This is a genomic window from Chryseobacterium sp. CCNWLW53 (genome assembly GCF_037083525.1).
GTDB classification, from domain to species: Bacteria; Bacteroidota; Bacteroidia; order Flavobacteriales; family Weeksellaceae; genus Chryseobacterium; species Chryseobacterium lathyri.
In genome coordinates, this window is the sequence record NZ_JBAOJR010000005.1 from 321,254 (window position 1) to 337,382 (window position 16,129).

Genomic DNA, 16,129 nt, shown 5'->3' on the forward strand with positions numbered 1-16,129 from the left:
CCGGCTGGGATTCGAACCCAGGACCCATACATTAAAAGTGTATTGCTCTACCAGCTGAGCTACCGAGTCGGTCACTTTGCAACGATTTTACATTTGAATAATGTCCCTCGTTTTCAGTGGTGCAAAGATAGGAGTTTTTTCATTATCTCAAAACTTTTTTGCAAATTTGTTAAAAAAAAATTCATGGTTATTTCACTGATCGGATACATGGGATGTGGCAAATCTCACATTTCCAAAATTTTAAGCGATAAAATAAATTTTAAACTCATTGACCTTGATAAAGAGATTTCCAGAAGAAATAAATTAACCATTCCTGAGATTTTTGAAAAAAAGGGAGAAATTCAGTTTAGAAAGCTGGAAAGAGAGGCATTGGAAGAAATTCTTGCTTCGGAAGAAAACCTGGTTTTAAGTCTGGGAGGGGGAACGCCGGTTTATTATAATAATATGGAAATTATCAACCTCAACTCTAAAAGTATTTTTTTAAGAGCTTCTGTAGGTACTTTATACGAAAGACTTTCCAAACAGAAAGAAAAAAGGCCTTTAATAGCTAACATTTCTGATGAAGATCTGCCTGAGTTCATTGCCAAGCATTTATTTGAAAGAAATGCTTTTTACAGCAAGGCACAGTTTAGCATTAATACGGATTCCAGGGATCCTGAAGATATTGTCCAGGAAATAGTAGAAAAGCTCTATCTCTAGAGCTTTTTTATTTTAATCTTCATTTCCTTCGGGGCCATCTGCCGTTTCTCCAAAGAAATCATCCCAGTCTGTAAAGTCTGAGGTTATATCATTTCCTACATATTCATCCATCTCGCGTCTGTCTTTTTTAGTAGGTCTTCCTTCGCCCTTATTTCTATAATAATCCTGCGACATTTTGCGGAGCTTTAATAGTTCATACTGCTCTTTGTCCGTCACATCCTGGATATGAAGAGGGACAAGCTTTGCTCCCATCCTGCTTTTGGGGATCTGGGTAACTTTTATTTTATAATCGATTTGATTTTTGCGGATCTTGATAACATCTCCCTCTTTTACCTCTTTAGACGACTTTACGGCAGATGTTCCAATAGAAACTCTGTTCTTTTTAATTTCCTCTGTTGCAATACTTCTCGTCTTATAAAAACGAATGCACCATAAAAATTTATCTATTCTCATAATTTTTTATACTTTTGCCGTTATATTATTTGTAAAGTAATTAAAGTTTTTTGAAATGAAAAAAATATTTTTATATATCCTTGCGGGATCTTTATGTTTTTCTGCATGTAAGAAAGATGATGAAGTTGAAACTTATAAAGAACCGGAAGACATTTCCGTTCAGAACAGTTATGACGATCAGGCTATTAAGAAGTTTATGAGCGAAAATTATCTGGACGCCCAGGGAAATATAAAAGCTTTCAGCACAACAGATACCAGTGATGACAATGAAAAAAAATTAATAGATCTGCCGTATCAAACGCTTCCTTCCGGGACCATATACATTGTGAGAGAAGGCGCGCAGCCAGATCCGGCTACTGCTAAAACTATTGGCTCGAAAGACATTCTTACCATGATGATCAGAACTAATGCTTATTTAGCAGTTAATACCGATGGAAATGTTGCTTTTGCAGCGGCACTGCCCATTACCAATACAATTAATGGCAATGGACTTCCAATAATAGACCCAATGTATTATTATGTAAAGCAGTCTGTGTTAGATGCGGCAACAACAGATGCCGCGAAACAGAGAAGTTATTATGAAATTGAAGGCTTCCGTGAAGCTATACAGAAATTCAAAGCATTTGATAATCTTCCCAATTCAAGCCCTTACAATCTTCAGGGTGTTATTATAGTACCGTCAAGAGCTGCCTTTGCAAGAGATCCACATTATCCTTACAGCACGCAATACTCTTTAAGAAATTATTCTATGGTATTTAATTTCCAGGTATATAAGAGACAAGACAGACCAGACGGACAATAATTAAGATCAATATATTTCACATAAAAAAACCGCCCTCAGATGAAGGCGGTTTTTGTTTTTATATGCTTTTTAAGATCTTGCTTTTTGCTTTACATTTCCTAAGATATCCGGAAAATATAAATCTGCCAGATGATCAAACTCGTCTCCTCTCATGAACATAGTGGCATCTACTTCTTCATAAGAGCTTCTTCCTGCCGCCGCAATCAGCTCATTACAGGTATGCAGAGTATTTTTATGGAAATGGTATACTCTTTCACTTTTATCAGTAACATCAAGTCCCTTAACTAACATTTTATCCTGAGTGGCAACTCCCGTAGGGCAATTATTATTGTTACATCTTAAGGCCTGTATGCATCCTAACGAGAACATAAATCCTCTTGCATTATTACACATATCCGCACCCATAGCTATTGCTCTGAGGATATCCAAGCTTGTCAGTACTTTTCCACTGGCTATCACTCTTAACTTACTTCTTAAATTATAATTATTAAGGGTTCTGTTAACGAAAATCAGGGCTGGTTCCAGAGGCATTCCCACGCCATCCGAAAATTCCGGAGGTGCAGCTCCTGTTCCTCCTTCTGCCCCATCTATGGTAATAAAATCAGGATAGATTTTTAAAACATTCATCTGTACACAGATGTCCTCAAATTCTTTAGTATCACCAATACAAAGTTTAAAGCCAGTTGGTTTCCCTCCTGAAAGTTCTCTCAGCTGCTGTACAAACCTCAACAGACCTGCAGCATCAGAAAATGAGCTGTGGGATGGTGGTGAAATAACGGTCATTCCTGGGGTGACGTGACGGATCTTTGCGATCTCCGGTGTGTTTTTCACACCCGGAAGTACACCTCCGTGTCCTGGCTTTGCCCCTTGGGACAGCTTAATTTCAACCATCTTTACATTTGGGAGAGTGGCGTACTTTTCAAACAGTTCAGGATTAAATTTCCCTTCCTCGTCACGGCAACCAAAATATCCGGTTCCAATTTGCCAGCAAAGATCTCCTCCTTCCAAATGATAGGGAGAAATACCTCCTTCTCCGGTGTTATGATAAAAATTTCCTTTTTTTGCACCTCTGTTTAAAGAAATCTGTGCCCTATCGCTTAATGCCCCAAAACTCATTGCTGAAATATTGAACAGAGAAGCATGGTAAGGCTGCGTACACTGCTCTCCTCCTACCCATACTCTTGGGAGCTCTTCCACAGGCGATTTTGCATAAATAGAATGCTTGATTCCTTCATATTTTCGGTGATTAACTTCCAGCTGGGTTCCGAAAGCTACTGTATCACTCAGGTTTTTAGCTCGTCTGTATACTGCAGAACGCTGGTTTCGGGGAAATGGTTTTCCGTCTGTCTCCCTTTCTATGAAATACTGCTGCATTTCGGGTGAAATACTTTCAAAAAAGTATCTGAAGTATCCCAGTACCGGGAAGTTCCTCAAAATAGCGTGTTTCGACTGGTAAGCATTGTAAACACCCAATGCATAAATGGCAGATAACAGGATGGGTATCCAGTAATGCGCTCTGATCAGTAATGCGACGACCCATGTAGCAATTACTAATACAATTCCCCAAGATAAAAACTTATCTCTCATGAATGTAGTATTTAAAGTTAAAATAAATTTAGTAGAAATTTTGCAAAGAGACTACGCTTTTGCTAAAAAACTTTCGAAGGATGACTGCACAGAAACCGTGCCATCTGACAGGATTTTTTCTAAATTTAGAAATTCAATCTGATTAACGAATGCGGGATCAAAATCTTTCTGGACTCTCACATAGTTTTCAGTGAAGCCATACATTTTACCGTCTTTATTTTCATGCTCCCAAAGAACGGGAAGCGTTTTTCCAAGTTGAGTCTGATAAAATGCCATTTTTTTCTTTTCAGAAAGTATTCTCAGCATTTTATTACGTTTTTTTCTTTCAGGAATAGGCACTACTCCATCCATACCGACTGCTTCCGTATTTTCTCTTTCGGAATAAGTGAATACGTGAAGGTAGGTAATAGGAAGTTCGTTCAGGAAGTTATAAGTTTCCATGAATTTCTCCTCTGTTTCACCAGGGAATCCCACAATAACGTCTACACCGATAGCTGCATCAGGCATTACCTCGCGGATCTTATTGACTCTGTCATTATACAGCTTGGTAAGATAGCGGCGCTTCATTTTTTTCAGTAGATCATCACATCCGGACTGTAACGGGATGTGAAAGTGGGGAACAAAGCTTTTGCTTTTTGAAACCAGATCAATACTTTCGTCTTTCAAAAGGTTCGGTTCTATGGAAGAAATACGGATTCTTTCAATTCCTTCTACTTTATCGAGCTCTGATATCAGGTCCAGGAAAGTATGTTCGTGTCTTTTATTTCCGAACTCACCTTTACCGTAATCACCGATATTAACTCCTGTAAGAACGATTTCTTTGATGTCTCTTTCGGCAATTTCTTTGGCGTTTTTGAGAACATTTTCAATAGTATCTGATCGTGAGATCCCTCTTGCCAGTGGAATGGTACAGTACGTACATTTGTAGTCGCATCCGTCCTGCACTTTCAGAAAGGCTCTTGTCCTGTCCCCTATTGAGTAGCTTCCGATAAAGAAATCAGTTTCCTCAATTTCGCAAGAATGTACAATGCCTTCATTTTCCGATTTTTCCAAATCATCCAGGTAGCTTAAGATATTGAATTTCTCTTTGGCTCCCAAAACAAGATCTACTCCATCGATCTGTGAAATTTCTTCAGGCTTTAACTGCGCATAGCATCCTACAATAACGACCAACCCTTCCGGATTGGCTTTCATAGCCCGTTTTACATGCAATTTGCATTCACGGTCTGCGTTTTCAGTTACCGAACAGGTATTGATGACATAGACATCAGCTTTATCATCAAAACTTACTTTATCATAACCAGCATCTGTCAATTGACGGGCAATAGTAGATGTTTCCGCAAAATTTAATTTGCAGCCGAGTGTATGAAATGCGGCAGTTCCGTGAAAAGTAGACATTTATTTACTCCTGAATTTTCTGGGTGCAAAGATAGTAATTTTAATAATAATTCTAAATCGATTCAGTCTATTATTTATATTCGTCCCTTACTTCAGGGCTGTTTTGAAAGCATACCGGAGATGAATTGGAAACATCTTTTTGTTTAGAAAACTTATCTTTCATTCCGGCATTAAACTCCTGAGACTTATTTCTTTCAATAGAAAGCGTTTTCCAGTCATTATTTTTTATCATTTTCGCAATGGAAACGATCTGCCCGATATGATAAGGATAATGGGCGAGCTGACGCAAAACTGCATCTAAGACCAAATGTCCTTCTCCCCTGATATAAATAGTAGAATATAAATTTTCATCATTGATCTGGCTCAAAGCATCAAAAAAACATTCCCAGCCCTTTTCCCAGAAATCAATAACCTCCTGTTTGGTTTTAAAGGTATTGATAAATTCTCCATCGCGGTTGCGCCAGGCTTTTTCTCCGTCTTCCGTTAGAAAGTTGGTCCACCTTGAAAGCATATTGCCGGCAATATGTTTAACAATGACTGCAATGGAATTACTTTCATCATTGTACTGCCAGAACATCTGCTCATCAGAAAGCTGACCGAATGATTTATCTCCGAGAGATTTATAATATTGAAAACGTTTTACAAAAAGATCCTTCATTTTTTCTGTTATTGATCAGACTAATTTAAAATTATTTTAACGACAAAACCATCTCTTTCGAAATGGTTTTATCTATATAGTTTATTATTAAAAAGCTTAATCTCTGTTTTTAACTACGATCCATCCTGAATACTTAATTGGAGTGTTCATTTTATCATTTTCATTCCAGCCTACAGAATACCAATAGTTTCCGGTAGGTACCTTCACTCCGCCCCTACTGCTTCCGTCCCATTTATAGCCGGTAGATTTATCGATCTGATAGATCATATTTCCATAGCGGTCGAAAATATTCATTACCAAATTTTTCTTATTGGCTAAGGCAGAATAATCAATAACATCATTGTAACCGTCACCATTTGGTGTAATCACGTTAACAAGATTAGGGACAACAATACTGATATCTATCGGATCACAGTCGTAAGAATCTTTTACAAATATGGTAGCATCTCCTCTTTTAACATTGCTGAATTCATTAGAATCCTGCCAGTTTATATTATCCATGGAATATTTGTAAGGTGCCGTTCCTCCTATCACAAATACCGTAACGGTAGTATTTGAAATTTCTATACTTGAAACAACCGGTTGTTCAGAAGGATATACTTTTACGTTCTGCACCACGGTACAATCTCCTGTTTTAAGTTTTACCCAATAGGTACCTACTCCAACGTTTGTGACCGTCTGCGTAGTTGCTCCTGTGCTCCATTCATAACCATTAAATCCCGGGCCTGCATCCAAAGTTGTTCTGTCTTCTACACAAATAACTTTATCTTTAAGTATGGTGGAATAAACCGGCGGAATAACCACTAGTGTAATTTTAGCTATGTTATAGCAACCCTGCGCATTGAAAACCCGCACATAAACCACACCGCTGGGAGCAATGTATGCTGTGGGCGTTAAAATTTCATTGGTCTGATTCACGGCATCTGTTGCAGAGGGATAGTATTTTTTACCTGCCCCAGTCTGAGAGGTTACCGATGCACCTGTAAGGTTAAAAGATGCCGTAGACGGATTACCTTCAATAGCACAGGATCTTAATGTAGTATCATTTACCACAACAACCGGGTAGAATTTCAATGTTATCTGTGCAACAGCAGTACATCCGAAGGATGAAATCACTTTGACAAAAATGGTTCCTTCCGCAGAAGTAAATGCTGACGGATTTGTAATTTCATTGATACCTGCATTCAGATCTGAAAGCGTATTGTAATATTTCTTGGTCACGGTTGGATCTGTAATAACATCTGCTGTTGTAAGATCAAATACTGCTGTTCCCGCATTATTATTGTTACATTGTGTGAGTGTTGCATTTTTTGCCGTGATTTTACCGTCCTTAAATTTAAATGTTCCAATCTGTTTACATTTATTGAGCGGACTGTTTGGATTAGTTGGATCCGTATAGCCTATACTGTAATAATAAATAGATGTTGTATTTACAGTAGTAGGAACTGTAATGGCATTATTTCCGGTTAACGCATCATTCTGACTTGTGTGATAGCTTACGCTAAAGTTCGGATTTCCATTTAAAATTCCTGCAGAAAGAGTAGAAAAATCAAATACAGCAGGATTTACACATATGATTACTTCCTTTGGATCGGCCGGATTAGCAGCAGGAATCCCCGGAGGAATGAAAGGATAGGGCTGTAAAGTCGGATCTGTAAATGGGGAAGCCAATGTTGCAGTTCCACCCCATGTTAAAGAAAACGGTGCTGTTGTAGTACTGGTACTGCTCACCCAGTTGTCAATAAACAAATAATAAGTCTGGCCCGGCAAAACATCCAGATATTTACAATAAGGTGTGAGCGAACCTCCGACAGCACTGATAAGGGTGCTTGTCATATTTAAGCCGGTAGCCGGTCCGGGTCCTATAACCGTTGCAGCATTGCATCGTATGGGTGCCCCTAAAGCTCCACAGTTTACATTAGGACCGAAAATGGCCCAGTCATAATCAGCATCCGGGTTATTCGGAACCAGATCGAAGGTAAGTGTTCCTCCTGTAGCAATCGTTATTTTATACCAGATTGAATTGTGTTCACCAGTTCCGTCTATACAACTTCCTGAATTAACCAATTCTTTAATATTGCCATATCCGGTGGGACTGTAAGTAATGTTGGAATTTCCGCAGACGGCAAGCGCGGTTGAACAGTCTGCCTGCGCAAAAAATACCTGAGAAATACCTAAAAAAATAAGGAGTAAAAGTTTTTTCATAGATATATAGTTTTTAGTGAATGATTTGAAAACCACACGCATATGTTGATTGACAACACATAGATCAAATATACCTATATTTTAATCACAAACAATGGATTTTTAAAAATATTGAATTATTTTAAATAAAAACACATAATAATTATGATATCATGCAATAAATACCAACTATTTTATGCTTGTAATATTTCCGCATAGATTTTCAAGATGGAAAATTTTATGAAACGGACTCTTCACTTCCTTCAAATGCTCTTTATCCTGAATAAACGTATATCTTGAGGCAATGGAGTTCATATCGGAAACAATCACCAACCAGCATTCATCTACGGACGTATCGTAATAGGGAAATTTTTCATTTTTCTTATCGATAAGCTCAAGGATCTTTTCTGAGCAAAGCTCATCAAAAAGGTTCATGCTGTATTCATGGGTAATAAAAACATTTCTACGGTGAAAAGATTTTCTCATCCCTTTTACACAGCCTAAAGGTTTGTTCTTTTTAATGCTTCTGTAAATACTGAGAATATTTTCCTCCTGCTGTTCTATATTGTCAAATTTAATATTCGGGTAAAATTCTAAAAAATAAACACCACGATATTTCGCGGTGTCTTCCTGTTCTAATAATATTTCTGCCTGGCGGAACATCTTATTTAAAGTACTTTCCACTTTTTTCATTTCCAGATGATTGATCACTTCGGTCAGTTCTATTCCAATCTTCTTGTCGTTGAGTTTAGCGATAAAGTCCGGACTTTCGCAGGTAAGGTCTTCAAATTTGACATCGGGAAAGTGATGCATAAACGAATTAAGCAATAGAATCTCAGATTTCTTTCTGTATTTTTCTCGGTCATGAAGAAGAGATTCGTCTATTTTACGGTGATACTTTTCCATCGGCTTTTTTTTCAAATGCCGGTTCATATAGTATAGGCTTAGATTCTTTATTAAATCTTCATCAGAAAATGTCTTTTTCATAGGTGATTTTTTTATGTGACCAAAGAACACATGCCATATTGGTTTCACCGTTAGAAGTTTTTGATTTTCAAAAATTTACATAATAAAGGTAAGTAAAAAAACTATTCACAGGATACTTTTAAATTAATTTATCAAATAATTAATGTAAAGTTTATTTTCATAATCAATACCTTTAGCGTTCAAATTATAAAACTGTGATTTATATGGATTTTAAAAATTTTAAAATACCTTACAGCATCAATCCACAATATTCTAAAAAAGCCGTCTATTTTTCGATGGAATTCGCTATTGAACAGGTTTTAAAAATATATTCGGGTGGTTTGGGATTCCTTGCAGGATCTCATATGAGAAGTGCATACAACCTGAAACAGGATCTTATAGGGATCGGAATTCTCTGGAAATTTGGCTATTATGATCAGGCCAGAAATCATGACCAGACCCTTCAGCCGGTCTGGACAAGGAAGATGTACAGCTTTCTTGAGGATACCGGAATCAAATTTCAGATCGAGATCCATAGTGCCCCGGTTTGGGTAAAAGTATGGTACCTTGATCCTGAAATTTTCAATACGGCACCCATGTTTTTTCTTTCTACAGATGTGCCGGAAAACGATCACGTTTCTAAAACCATCTGCCACAAATTATACGATGCCAACGAATCTACAAAACTGGCTCAGTATATTTTGCTGGGAAAAGGAGGGGCTAAATTACTGGACGAGATGAACGCTGAAAGAGAAGTGTATCATCTGAATGAGGCTCATGGACTTCCTGCTGCATTTTACCTGCTGAAAAAGTACAATGGAGATCTGAACCGGGTGAAAGAAAAACTGGTTTTTACCACCCACACTCCCGAAGAAGCAGGAAATGAAAAACATAATCTGAAACTATGTTATGATATGTCTTACTTTTCCGGTTTCAGCATGGAAGAGGTAAAAAGTATCGAAGGAGCAACCGATGATCGTTTCAACCACTCGCTATGTGCTCTGAAAATGGCAAGAATGGCGAACGGCGTATCTAAGCTGCATGGTGAGGTTTCCAGAGCTATGTGGAGTAAATATCCTGGAATCTGCGAAATTACTTCCATTACCAACGCACAGGAATTTAAATACTGGGCGGATAAGCCTCTTTATAATGCCAAAGATGAAAACGACGCTACTGTTTTTGATTACCGCAAAAAACATTTAAAGAAAAGACTGTTCACCATTGTCGCAGATCAGACCGGAAATCTATTTGATCCTAACATTTTCACTATTGTCTGGGCAAGAAGATTTGCAGGGTATAAACGTGCAGATTTACTGCTTCATGATAAGGAAAGATTCTACAGGTTATTGAATAATCAAAAATATCCGGTACAGATTATCTGGTCAGGGAAACCTTATCCTATGGATTATTCCGCTATTTCTACTTTTAATACTTTGGTAGAGGAAAGTAAAAATCATAAAAATATGGCTGTACTTACAGGCTATGAACTTTCTTTAAGTAAATCCCTGAAACAGGGCTCAGATCTATGGCTCAACAATCCGAGGGTACCGAGAGAAGCTTCTGGAACTTCAGGAATGACCGCTGCTATGAACGGATCTGTAAATCTTTCTACCGATGACGGATGGATCCCTGAATTTGCCGAACCGGGAGAAAATTCGTTTGTTGTTCCGAAAGCTGATTATTTAAATATGAGCATTTACGAACAGGATACTTATGATCTGAATAAGCTGTACGAAATTCTTGAAAACGAAATCCTGCCTGCTTATTACGATAATCCGGACCAATGGAGAAAAATTCAGTACAAGGCCATGAATGATGTTCAGCACCAATTTAACAGTGATAGAATGGCAGATGAATATTACAAAGTGCTTTACAAATAGATAAAAGGTAAAAAAGGTTCAATCAACTGATTTATAATAAAATTCCGTGAAAATACTTTCACGGAATTTTTATTGATGTTATTCTTTTTTCTTCTTTGGCACCTTCAAGCCTTTTTCTCTGGCTTCTGAAATTCCTATGGCCACAGCCTGTTTTTTACTGGTCACCTTTTCTCCTGAAGAGGACTTCAGTTTTCCTTCTTTAAATTCGTGCATGACTTTTCCCACTTTGTCCTGAGCTTTTTCTGAATATTTGGTTTTGCTCATGATAAAAAATTTTTAAGGTTTTGGCAGGGATACCCCTAGTTCATAAACTTCGGCGTGCTTCAAATATTTTGAGCGTTCTCTGGAGGTTACCGATTCAAAGTGATCATTTTTAATCACAATAATCGGATCTTCTGCATTTTCAATTTCAAAATTAGCCAGATATCTTTCGTCCGGTGCATCCTGGCGAATCTTTGCTTTTATTTTCTGTAATTCATCTGCGTATTTCCTGAACCCGGGATCAGATGAATGAATAAATTTATATTCATCACCAGCATAAACATAATAGTGAAGTTTTTTCTCAATAAGGCCGGCTTCATTGGTAATCTGTGGATTATCATTCCCATCTTTAAACCCAACTTCTACCAAAGTTCCGCCTTTTTTGTTGGCACAGTCTTCCGCATCTTTGAAGCTTGAAAAGCCTGTATAAACAATCTGATCGGCTAAAACATAACGGTTCAGTTTTTGGTTGTATGCATTCGTTTCCATAATTATTATTTAATTTGATTGTTATAATAATACATTCAATTTTTTTGCCAAAAGCCGTATTAAAAAAGCTTTTTTATGCATTTAATAAAATTATTATCTTTGAGATCCATTAAAATTAGAAATGAAAAAATTACTCTTAACTCTTACCGTGGCTGTAGCATTCCATAATGTGTCTGCCCAGGAAATCACTTTAGATAAAATATATTCAGGATATTACCGCGGAAAAGGCATTGCCGGTATAGCATCTATGAAGAACGGAGAAAATTATCTGGTCATTGAGCCGACAGGAATTGCCAAATACTCTTACAAAACTTCACAAAAAGAAGGAAATATTGTTGATGGTAAATTTGAAAGCTATGAATTTTCTGATGATGAATCAAAAATTCTTCTTTTAACAGAAAGCCAGCCCATCTACAGACATTCATTTCTTGGAAAGTTTGAGGTGAAAGATCTGAAATCAGGTAAGACAATCAGCCTGAATGACGGTAAAACAGTTCAGGAGCCAAGATTTTCTCCTGATGCCTCTAAAGTAGCATTCATTGCTGAAAATAATTTATTCTATCAGGACCTGAGTTCAGGAAAAATTACCCAGATTACAAATGACGGTAAGAAAAATTCCATTATCAACGGGCTAGCAGACTGGGTATATGAAGAGGAATTCGGGCATGCAAGACAATATGAATGGACAAAGAACTCGGATGCCATTGTATTTGTAAAATCTGATGAAAGCCAGGTTCCGGAGATCTATATTCCGATCTATGGAAAAAAACTTTATCCTGAGGAAATGCGTTACAAATATCCTAAAGCAGGAGAAAAAAACTCTATAGTTTCTGCCCAGCTGTACCGTCTTGATACGGGAAAAACAACGCCAATCAACCTAAGTTCTTTTAAAAACTATTATATCCCCAATGTCATTCAGACGGCAAAGCCTGACGAAATGGTTCTGGTGACTTCTGAAAGAATTCAGAATGCGTCCGATATTTTAAAGGTGAATACCAAAACCGGAGTCGTTCAGAAACTATTCACAGAAACGGATGAGAAATGGATCGATACAGATAGCCCTACTCTGGAATTCCTGGATGATGATTCTTTCCTTTGGGCATCCGAAAGAGACGGCAACCGTCATTTATACTGGTATGACAAGGATGGAAAGCTTAAAAAGCAAATAACAAAGGGAAATTGGGAAGTAACCGATTATTACGGATTCAATCCGAAATCTAAGGAAATTTATGTTCAGACCACTGAAAAAGGAAGCATTAACAAAGTTGTTTCCAAAGTAAATATTGAAAACGGAAAATCCCAGCTTATTTCTAATGCGGAAGGAAACAATTCTGCCAATTTCAGTAAGAACTACAGTTATTTCATTGAAACATCTTCTACTGCTGCAAGACCTTACACTTTTGTTTTAAAAGACGGAAACGGTAAAACGGTAAAAGAACTTCAGAACAATAACGACCAGCTACAGAAATTAAAGGCCGATAATTTTGCAGATAAAGAATTCATCACCATTCCAAATGGCGCCGGCGACCAGATGAATGCATGGATCATGAAACCTAAAAACTTTGATCCTAATAAAAAATATCCACTGTTTATGTATCAGTATTCCGGACCTGGATCTCAGCAGGTTGCGAATTCATGGGACAATGGCAATGCTTTATGGTTTAATCATTTGGTACAGAAAGGTTATATCGTTGCCTGTGTAGACGGGCGTGGAACGGGTTATAAAGGAGCTAAGTTCAAGAAGGTTACCTACATGAATATGGGTAAATATGAAATTGAAGATCAGATTACTGCGGCAAAATGGTTCGGAAACCAGTCTTATATTGACAAAACAAGAATCGGAATGTTCGGATGGAGCTACGGAGGTTATATGACCAGTCTGGCAATGACGAAAGGAGCGGATGTTTTCAAAGCCGGAATCGCTGTAGCACCGGTAACCAACTGGAGGTATTATGATTCCGTATACACGGAAAGATTCATGAGAACCCCTCAGGAAAACGCTGACGGATACGATAAAAATTCTCCAACAGAATATGCCAATCTATTAAAGGGTAAATTCTTACTGATCCACGGAACTGCTGATGATAATGTACATTTCCAGAACTCTATGGAATTCTCTGAAGCTTTAATTCAAAATAAAAAACAGTTTGAATTTATGGCTTACCCTGATAAAAACCACGGAATTTACGGGGGCCAGACAAGACCGCAGCTGTATCAGAAAATGACGGATTTTATTTTGAATAATTTATAACATTATGATGAATAAGATTATTTTATCGGTATTTATTATATTCTCATTTTCAGTAAAAGCACAGGTAAAAGCAATAACAGAAGACGGAAAAGAAGTTGTTCTCTTCGATAACAAAACATGGAAATTTGTTAACGAAAGTGATGATAAAACTCTCGAAACTATTACAACCAACGAAGAATTATTTGAGAAGTCAAAAGAATCCACTTTTTTGGTAAAAAGTAAAAATATTAATGCTGGGTTTTATTACAATCCCAAAAGTTGGAAAATTGTAAAAGCTCCTGGTGCTACAGCTTTTGTAGAATATGCCTTCAATAACAATTCTAATTCTGCAATATATGCCTTATTTGGAAGTGAAATAGTTCCAATTCAGAGTTTGAAGAATTTAAAAGACATTTTGCTTCCTGCTATTCAAAGAAATGCAGATTATTTCAGATTAAAAAATTCTGAATACAGGACAATCAATGGGATTAAAGTACTACATATAGAATACAGCGCCAATGTTAAAGGCATAGATTTTGAATACATTGCAAATCTATACCTTACCAACGAAGGGTATGCCAGTATTTCTACTTATACTTACGCTAATAAGTTCGAAGCTAATAAAAAAGAAATGGAAAACTTTGTTAACGGTATAATAAAAACTGAAAAAAGGAAAGATATTGTAGAAATCATAAAATCTGACCCACCTCCCCCAATGCTTCAAAAAAATTCAAAATAAGATAATCCCTTCCATTTTGGAGGGGATTTTTATATTTATTTCATTAATCATTTCTGCCTGGATTATTTATTTTATCAATTGAAATTAAAAACTTATTTTTGGGAAATTTGAAAATTGATTATATGAAGACTAAACATCCTAAAGGCTTACCCTTCCTCTTTTTCACAGAAATGTGGGAACGTTTCGGGTATTATTTGATTCTTGGAATCTTTGTTCTTTATGTCATTGAGCCAACCGGGCTAACAGGAGGACTTGGACTTCCAGACAAAACGGCTGATGATATTTTCGGAACATACATCGCCTTGACCTATTTAACACCGTTCCTTGGAGGTTTTTTGGCTGACAGGGTGTTAGGATATATTAAATCTATTTATCTGGGCGGAATTTTGATGGCTGCAGGATATATAGGAATGGGGGTCTTCAAAGAGCTGCCTCTTTTTTATGGCTCTCTGGCATTAATCATCATTGGGAATGGCTTCTTTAAACCCACTATTTCCACACTGTTAGGAAACCTTTATTCTGAGGAACCTTATAAAGCCAATAAAGACTCCGGATATAATATTTTCTATATGGGGATCAATATCGGGGCATTTATCTGTAATATTATTGCAGCTTTTATGCGTAATAAATTCGGATGGGGTGAAGCTTTCATCACTGCGGGAGTAGGAATGCTTGTTGGTCTTGTGATCTTTACCATCGGTAGAAAACACTATATCCATGCCGCACAGATGAAGCCTGTAGAAGAAGGAGATACCAAGCTTTCTGAAATTTTAATTAAGGTTTTTGTCCCTGCCATTGCAGTGGGAGCTATTGGATGGTTCATTCCCGGAAATATCTTCGGTAGCGACAGCACAGACGCCTTTATTTTTGCCTGTATTCCTGTGATCTACTTTTATGCTTCACTATACTTTAAAGCTAAGCCAGAGGAGAAACCATCAATCGGAGCTCTACTTTCAGTGTTTCTAATCAGTATGTTCTTCTGGGCAGTTTTTAAGCAGAATGGTACGGCTTTAACAAGATGGGCCAATTATTATACGGACAGAAGTGTTCCTGCGTCACTGGAAAAACCTCTCGAGGATATTTATATGGTGGAGGGGAAAAGCTATGAAGACAAAGAGGTTCCGGTTTATGACAATCAATTCCAGTCTCAAAAGGACAAGGACGGAAAAGCCATTAAAGAAACCGGGAAGGATATCTATTTTAAAAATATCTCTGCTGAACAGCGTGCCGCCTTGGAAAGAAATCCGGAATCGAAAGTCTATCTATACAATACGGAATTATTCCAGTCTATCAATCCATTCTGGGTAATTGCTTTAACGCCTGTCATTGTAGGGTTCTGGGCTTTATTAAGAAGAAAAGGAAAAGAACCGCTTACTCCTACAAAAATTGTTTTAGGATTATTTATCTCAGGATTATCATGCCTGGTAATGGTTCTCGCCGTTATGGCAGGAGATAATGGGGCTGAAAAAGTTTCACCGTTATGGCTGGTTGCCGGTTATGGAGTAATTACTGTTGGGGAGCTCTGCCTTTCTCCAATGGGACTCTCATTCGTTTCAAAACTTTCACCGGCAAGAATTACTGCATTAATGATGGGAGGTTTCTTTTTAGCCAACTCAGTTGGTAATAAGCTTTCAGGAATCCTGGCAAGTACGTGGTACAGCTACGACAATAAGATGAATTACTTCCTGGTTAACTTTGCTTTGCTAATATTTGCGACACTTTTAGGTCTGTCAATGTTAAAAAGATTGAATAAGATCATGAGGGAAAAAGGACATTAATCCTC

At 37.4% G+C, this 16,129-nt stretch carries 14 protein-coding genes; 6 read left to right on the forward strand and 8 right to left on the reverse strand.

Annotated elements, in window-relative coordinates; all coding sequences use genetic code 11:
• The first annotated feature begins 183 nt into the window (after positions 1-183).
• Positions 184-699, forward strand: a complete 516-nt coding sequence (locus V6R96_RS17500) for a shikimate kinase (protein ID WP_223558424.1) — start codon at positions 184-186, stop codon at positions 697-699.
• Between the two features lie 12 nt (positions 700-711).
• Here the strand turns inward: V6R96_RS17500 and V6R96_RS17505 are convergent, their stop codons facing one another.
• Positions 712-1,152 (reverse strand): RNA-binding S4 domain-containing protein, encoded by a 441-nt coding sequence (locus tag V6R96_RS17505; protein WP_336379732.1) that lies wholly within the window; start codon positions 1,150-1,152, stop codon positions 712-714.
• Positions 1,153-1,207: 55 nt separating this feature from the next.
• Here V6R96_RS17505 and V6R96_RS17510 point away from each other — a divergent pair, with 55 nt between their 5' ends.
• Positions 1,208-1,954 (forward strand): hypothetical protein, encoded by a 747-nt coding sequence (locus V6R96_RS17510; RefSeq protein WP_336379733.1) that lies wholly within the window; start codon positions 1,208-1,210, stop codon positions 1,952-1,954.
• A gap of 69 nt (positions 1,955-2,023) precedes the next feature.
• Here the strand turns inward: V6R96_RS17510 and V6R96_RS17515 are convergent, their stop codons facing one another.
• The 5 genes from V6R96_RS17515 to V6R96_RS17535 form a co-directional block, all read right to left on the reverse strand.
• Positions 2,024-3,541, reverse strand: a complete 1,518-nt coding sequence (locus V6R96_RS17515; protein ID WP_111959186.1) for an FMN-binding glutamate synthase family protein — start codon at positions 3,539-3,541, stop codon at positions 2,024-2,026.
• Between the two features lie 51 nt (positions 3,542-3,592).
• Entirely contained in the window at positions 3,593-4,939 is a 1,347-nt protein-coding gene (mtaB, locus tag V6R96_RS17520) for a tRNA (N(6)-L-threonylcarbamoyladenosine(37)-C(2))-methylthiotransferase MtaB (protein WP_223558421.1), read from the reverse strand.
• A gap of 70 nt (positions 4,940-5,009) precedes the next feature.
• Positions 5,010-5,597: a DUF1572 family protein gene (locus V6R96_RS17525; protein ID WP_336379734.1), complete on the reverse strand. Its 588-nt coding sequence runs from the start codon at positions 5,595-5,597 to the stop codon at positions 5,010-5,012.
• A gap of 96 nt (positions 5,598-5,693) precedes the next feature.
• Entirely contained in the window at positions 5,694-7,802 is a 2,109-nt protein-coding gene (locus tag V6R96_RS17530) for a T9SS type B sorting domain-containing protein (RefSeq protein WP_336379735.1), read from the reverse strand.
• A gap of 168 nt (positions 7,803-7,970) precedes the next feature.
• The gene (locus V6R96_RS17535; RefSeq protein WP_111959311.1) at positions 7,971-8,768 is read right to left on the reverse strand and encodes a hypothetical protein; all 798 of its coding nucleotides are present in this window, start codon (positions 8,766-8,768) and stop codon (positions 7,971-7,973) included.
• 203 nt (positions 8,769-8,971) lie between these two features.
• Here V6R96_RS17535 and glgP point away from each other — a divergent pair, with 203 nt between their 5' ends.
• Complete coding sequence (gene glgP, locus V6R96_RS17540) at positions 8,972-10,627, forward strand: alpha-glucan family phosphorylase (protein WP_336379736.1); 1,656 nt, start codon at positions 8,972-8,974, stop codon at positions 10,625-10,627.
• 78 nt (positions 10,628-10,705) lie between these two features.
• Here the strand turns inward: glgP and V6R96_RS17545 are convergent, their stop codons facing one another.
• Together V6R96_RS17545 and V6R96_RS17550 are read right to left on the reverse strand one after the other, a co-directional pair.
• Entirely contained in the window at positions 10,706-10,891 is a 186-nt protein-coding gene (locus tag V6R96_RS17545; RefSeq protein WP_111959176.1) for a DUF6496 domain-containing protein, read from the reverse strand.
• 12 nt (positions 10,892-10,903) lie between these two features.
• A complete protein-coding gene (locus V6R96_RS17550; RefSeq protein ID WP_111959174.1) occupies positions 10,904-11,377 on the reverse strand; it encodes a hypothetical protein in 474 nt (157 codons plus the stop codon).
• Positions 11,378-11,498: 121 nt separating this feature from the next.
• Between V6R96_RS17550 and V6R96_RS17555 the strand changes: the two genes are divergently transcribed.
• From V6R96_RS17555 to V6R96_RS17565, 3 genes are all read left to right on the forward strand, one after another.
• Positions 11,499-13,628, forward strand: a complete 2,130-nt coding sequence (locus tag V6R96_RS17555) for a S9 family peptidase (RefSeq protein WP_111959172.1) — start codon at positions 11,499-11,501, stop codon at positions 13,626-13,628.
• 4 nt (positions 13,629-13,632) lie between these two features.
• Positions 13,633-14,346 carry a hypothetical protein gene (locus V6R96_RS17560; RefSeq protein ID WP_336379737.1) on the forward strand — a complete coding sequence of 238 codons (714 nt, stop codon included), beginning with the start codon at positions 13,633-13,635 and terminating at the stop codon, positions 14,344-14,346.
• Positions 14,347-14,468: 122 nt separating this feature from the next.
• On the forward strand, positions 14,469-16,124 hold the full coding sequence (locus tag V6R96_RS17565) for a peptide MFS transporter (protein ID WP_223558413.1): 1,656 nt from the start codon (positions 14,469-14,471) through the stop codon (positions 16,122-16,124).
• Positions 16,125-16,129: the final 5 nt, after the last annotated feature.

Bases quoted from the DNA above. Each gene is read 5' to 3' on its own strand.
- V6R96_RS17555 (WP_111959172.1), top strand. From the start codon at position 11,499: ATGAAAAAATTACTCTTAACTCTTACCGTGGCTGTAGCATTCCATAAT.
- V6R96_RS17510 (WP_336379733.1), top strand. From the start codon at position 1,208: ATGAAAAAAATATTTTTATATATCCTTGCGGGATCTTTATGTTTTTCT.
- V6R96_RS17550 (WP_111959174.1), bottom strand. From the start codon at position 11,377: ATGGAAACGAATGCATACAACCAAAAACTGAACCGTTATGTTTTAGCC.
- V6R96_RS17505 (WP_336379732.1), bottom strand. From the start codon at position 1,152: ATGAGAATAGATAAATTTTTATGGTGCATTCGTTTTTATAAGACGAGA.
- V6R96_RS17565 (WP_223558413.1), top strand. From the start codon at position 14,469: ATGAAGACTAAACATCCTAAAGGCTTACCCTTCCTCTTTTTCACAGAA.
- mtaB (WP_223558421.1), bottom strand. From the start codon at position 4,939: ATGTCTACTTTTCACGGAACTGCCGCATTTCATACACTCGGCTGCAAA.
- V6R96_RS17500 (WP_223558424.1), top strand. From the start codon at position 184: ATGGTTATTTCACTGATCGGATACATGGGATGTGGCAAATCTCACATT.
- V6R96_RS17560 (WP_336379737.1), top strand. From the start codon at position 13,633: ATGATGAATAAGATTATTTTATCGGTATTTATTATATTCTCATTTTCA.
- V6R96_RS17545 (WP_111959176.1), bottom strand. From the start codon at position 10,891: ATGAGCAAAACCAAATATTCAGAAAAAGCTCAGGACAAAGTGGGAAAA.
- V6R96_RS17525 (WP_336379734.1), bottom strand. From the start codon at position 5,597: ATGAAGGATCTTTTTGTAAAACGTTTTCAATATTATAAATCTCTCGGA.
- glgP (WP_336379736.1), top strand. From the start codon at position 8,972: ATGGATTTTAAAAATTTTAAAATACCTTACAGCATCAATCCACAATAT.
- V6R96_RS17535 (WP_111959311.1), bottom strand. From the start codon at position 8,768: ATGAAAAAGACATTTTCTGATGAAGATTTAATAAAGAATCTAAGCCTA.
- V6R96_RS17530 (WP_336379735.1), bottom strand. From the start codon at position 7,802: ATGAAAAAACTTTTACTCCTTATTTTTTTAGGTATTTCTCAGGTATTT.
- V6R96_RS17515 (WP_111959186.1), bottom strand. From the start codon at position 3,541: ATGAGAGATAAGTTTTTATCTTGGGGAATTGTATTAGTAATTGCTACA.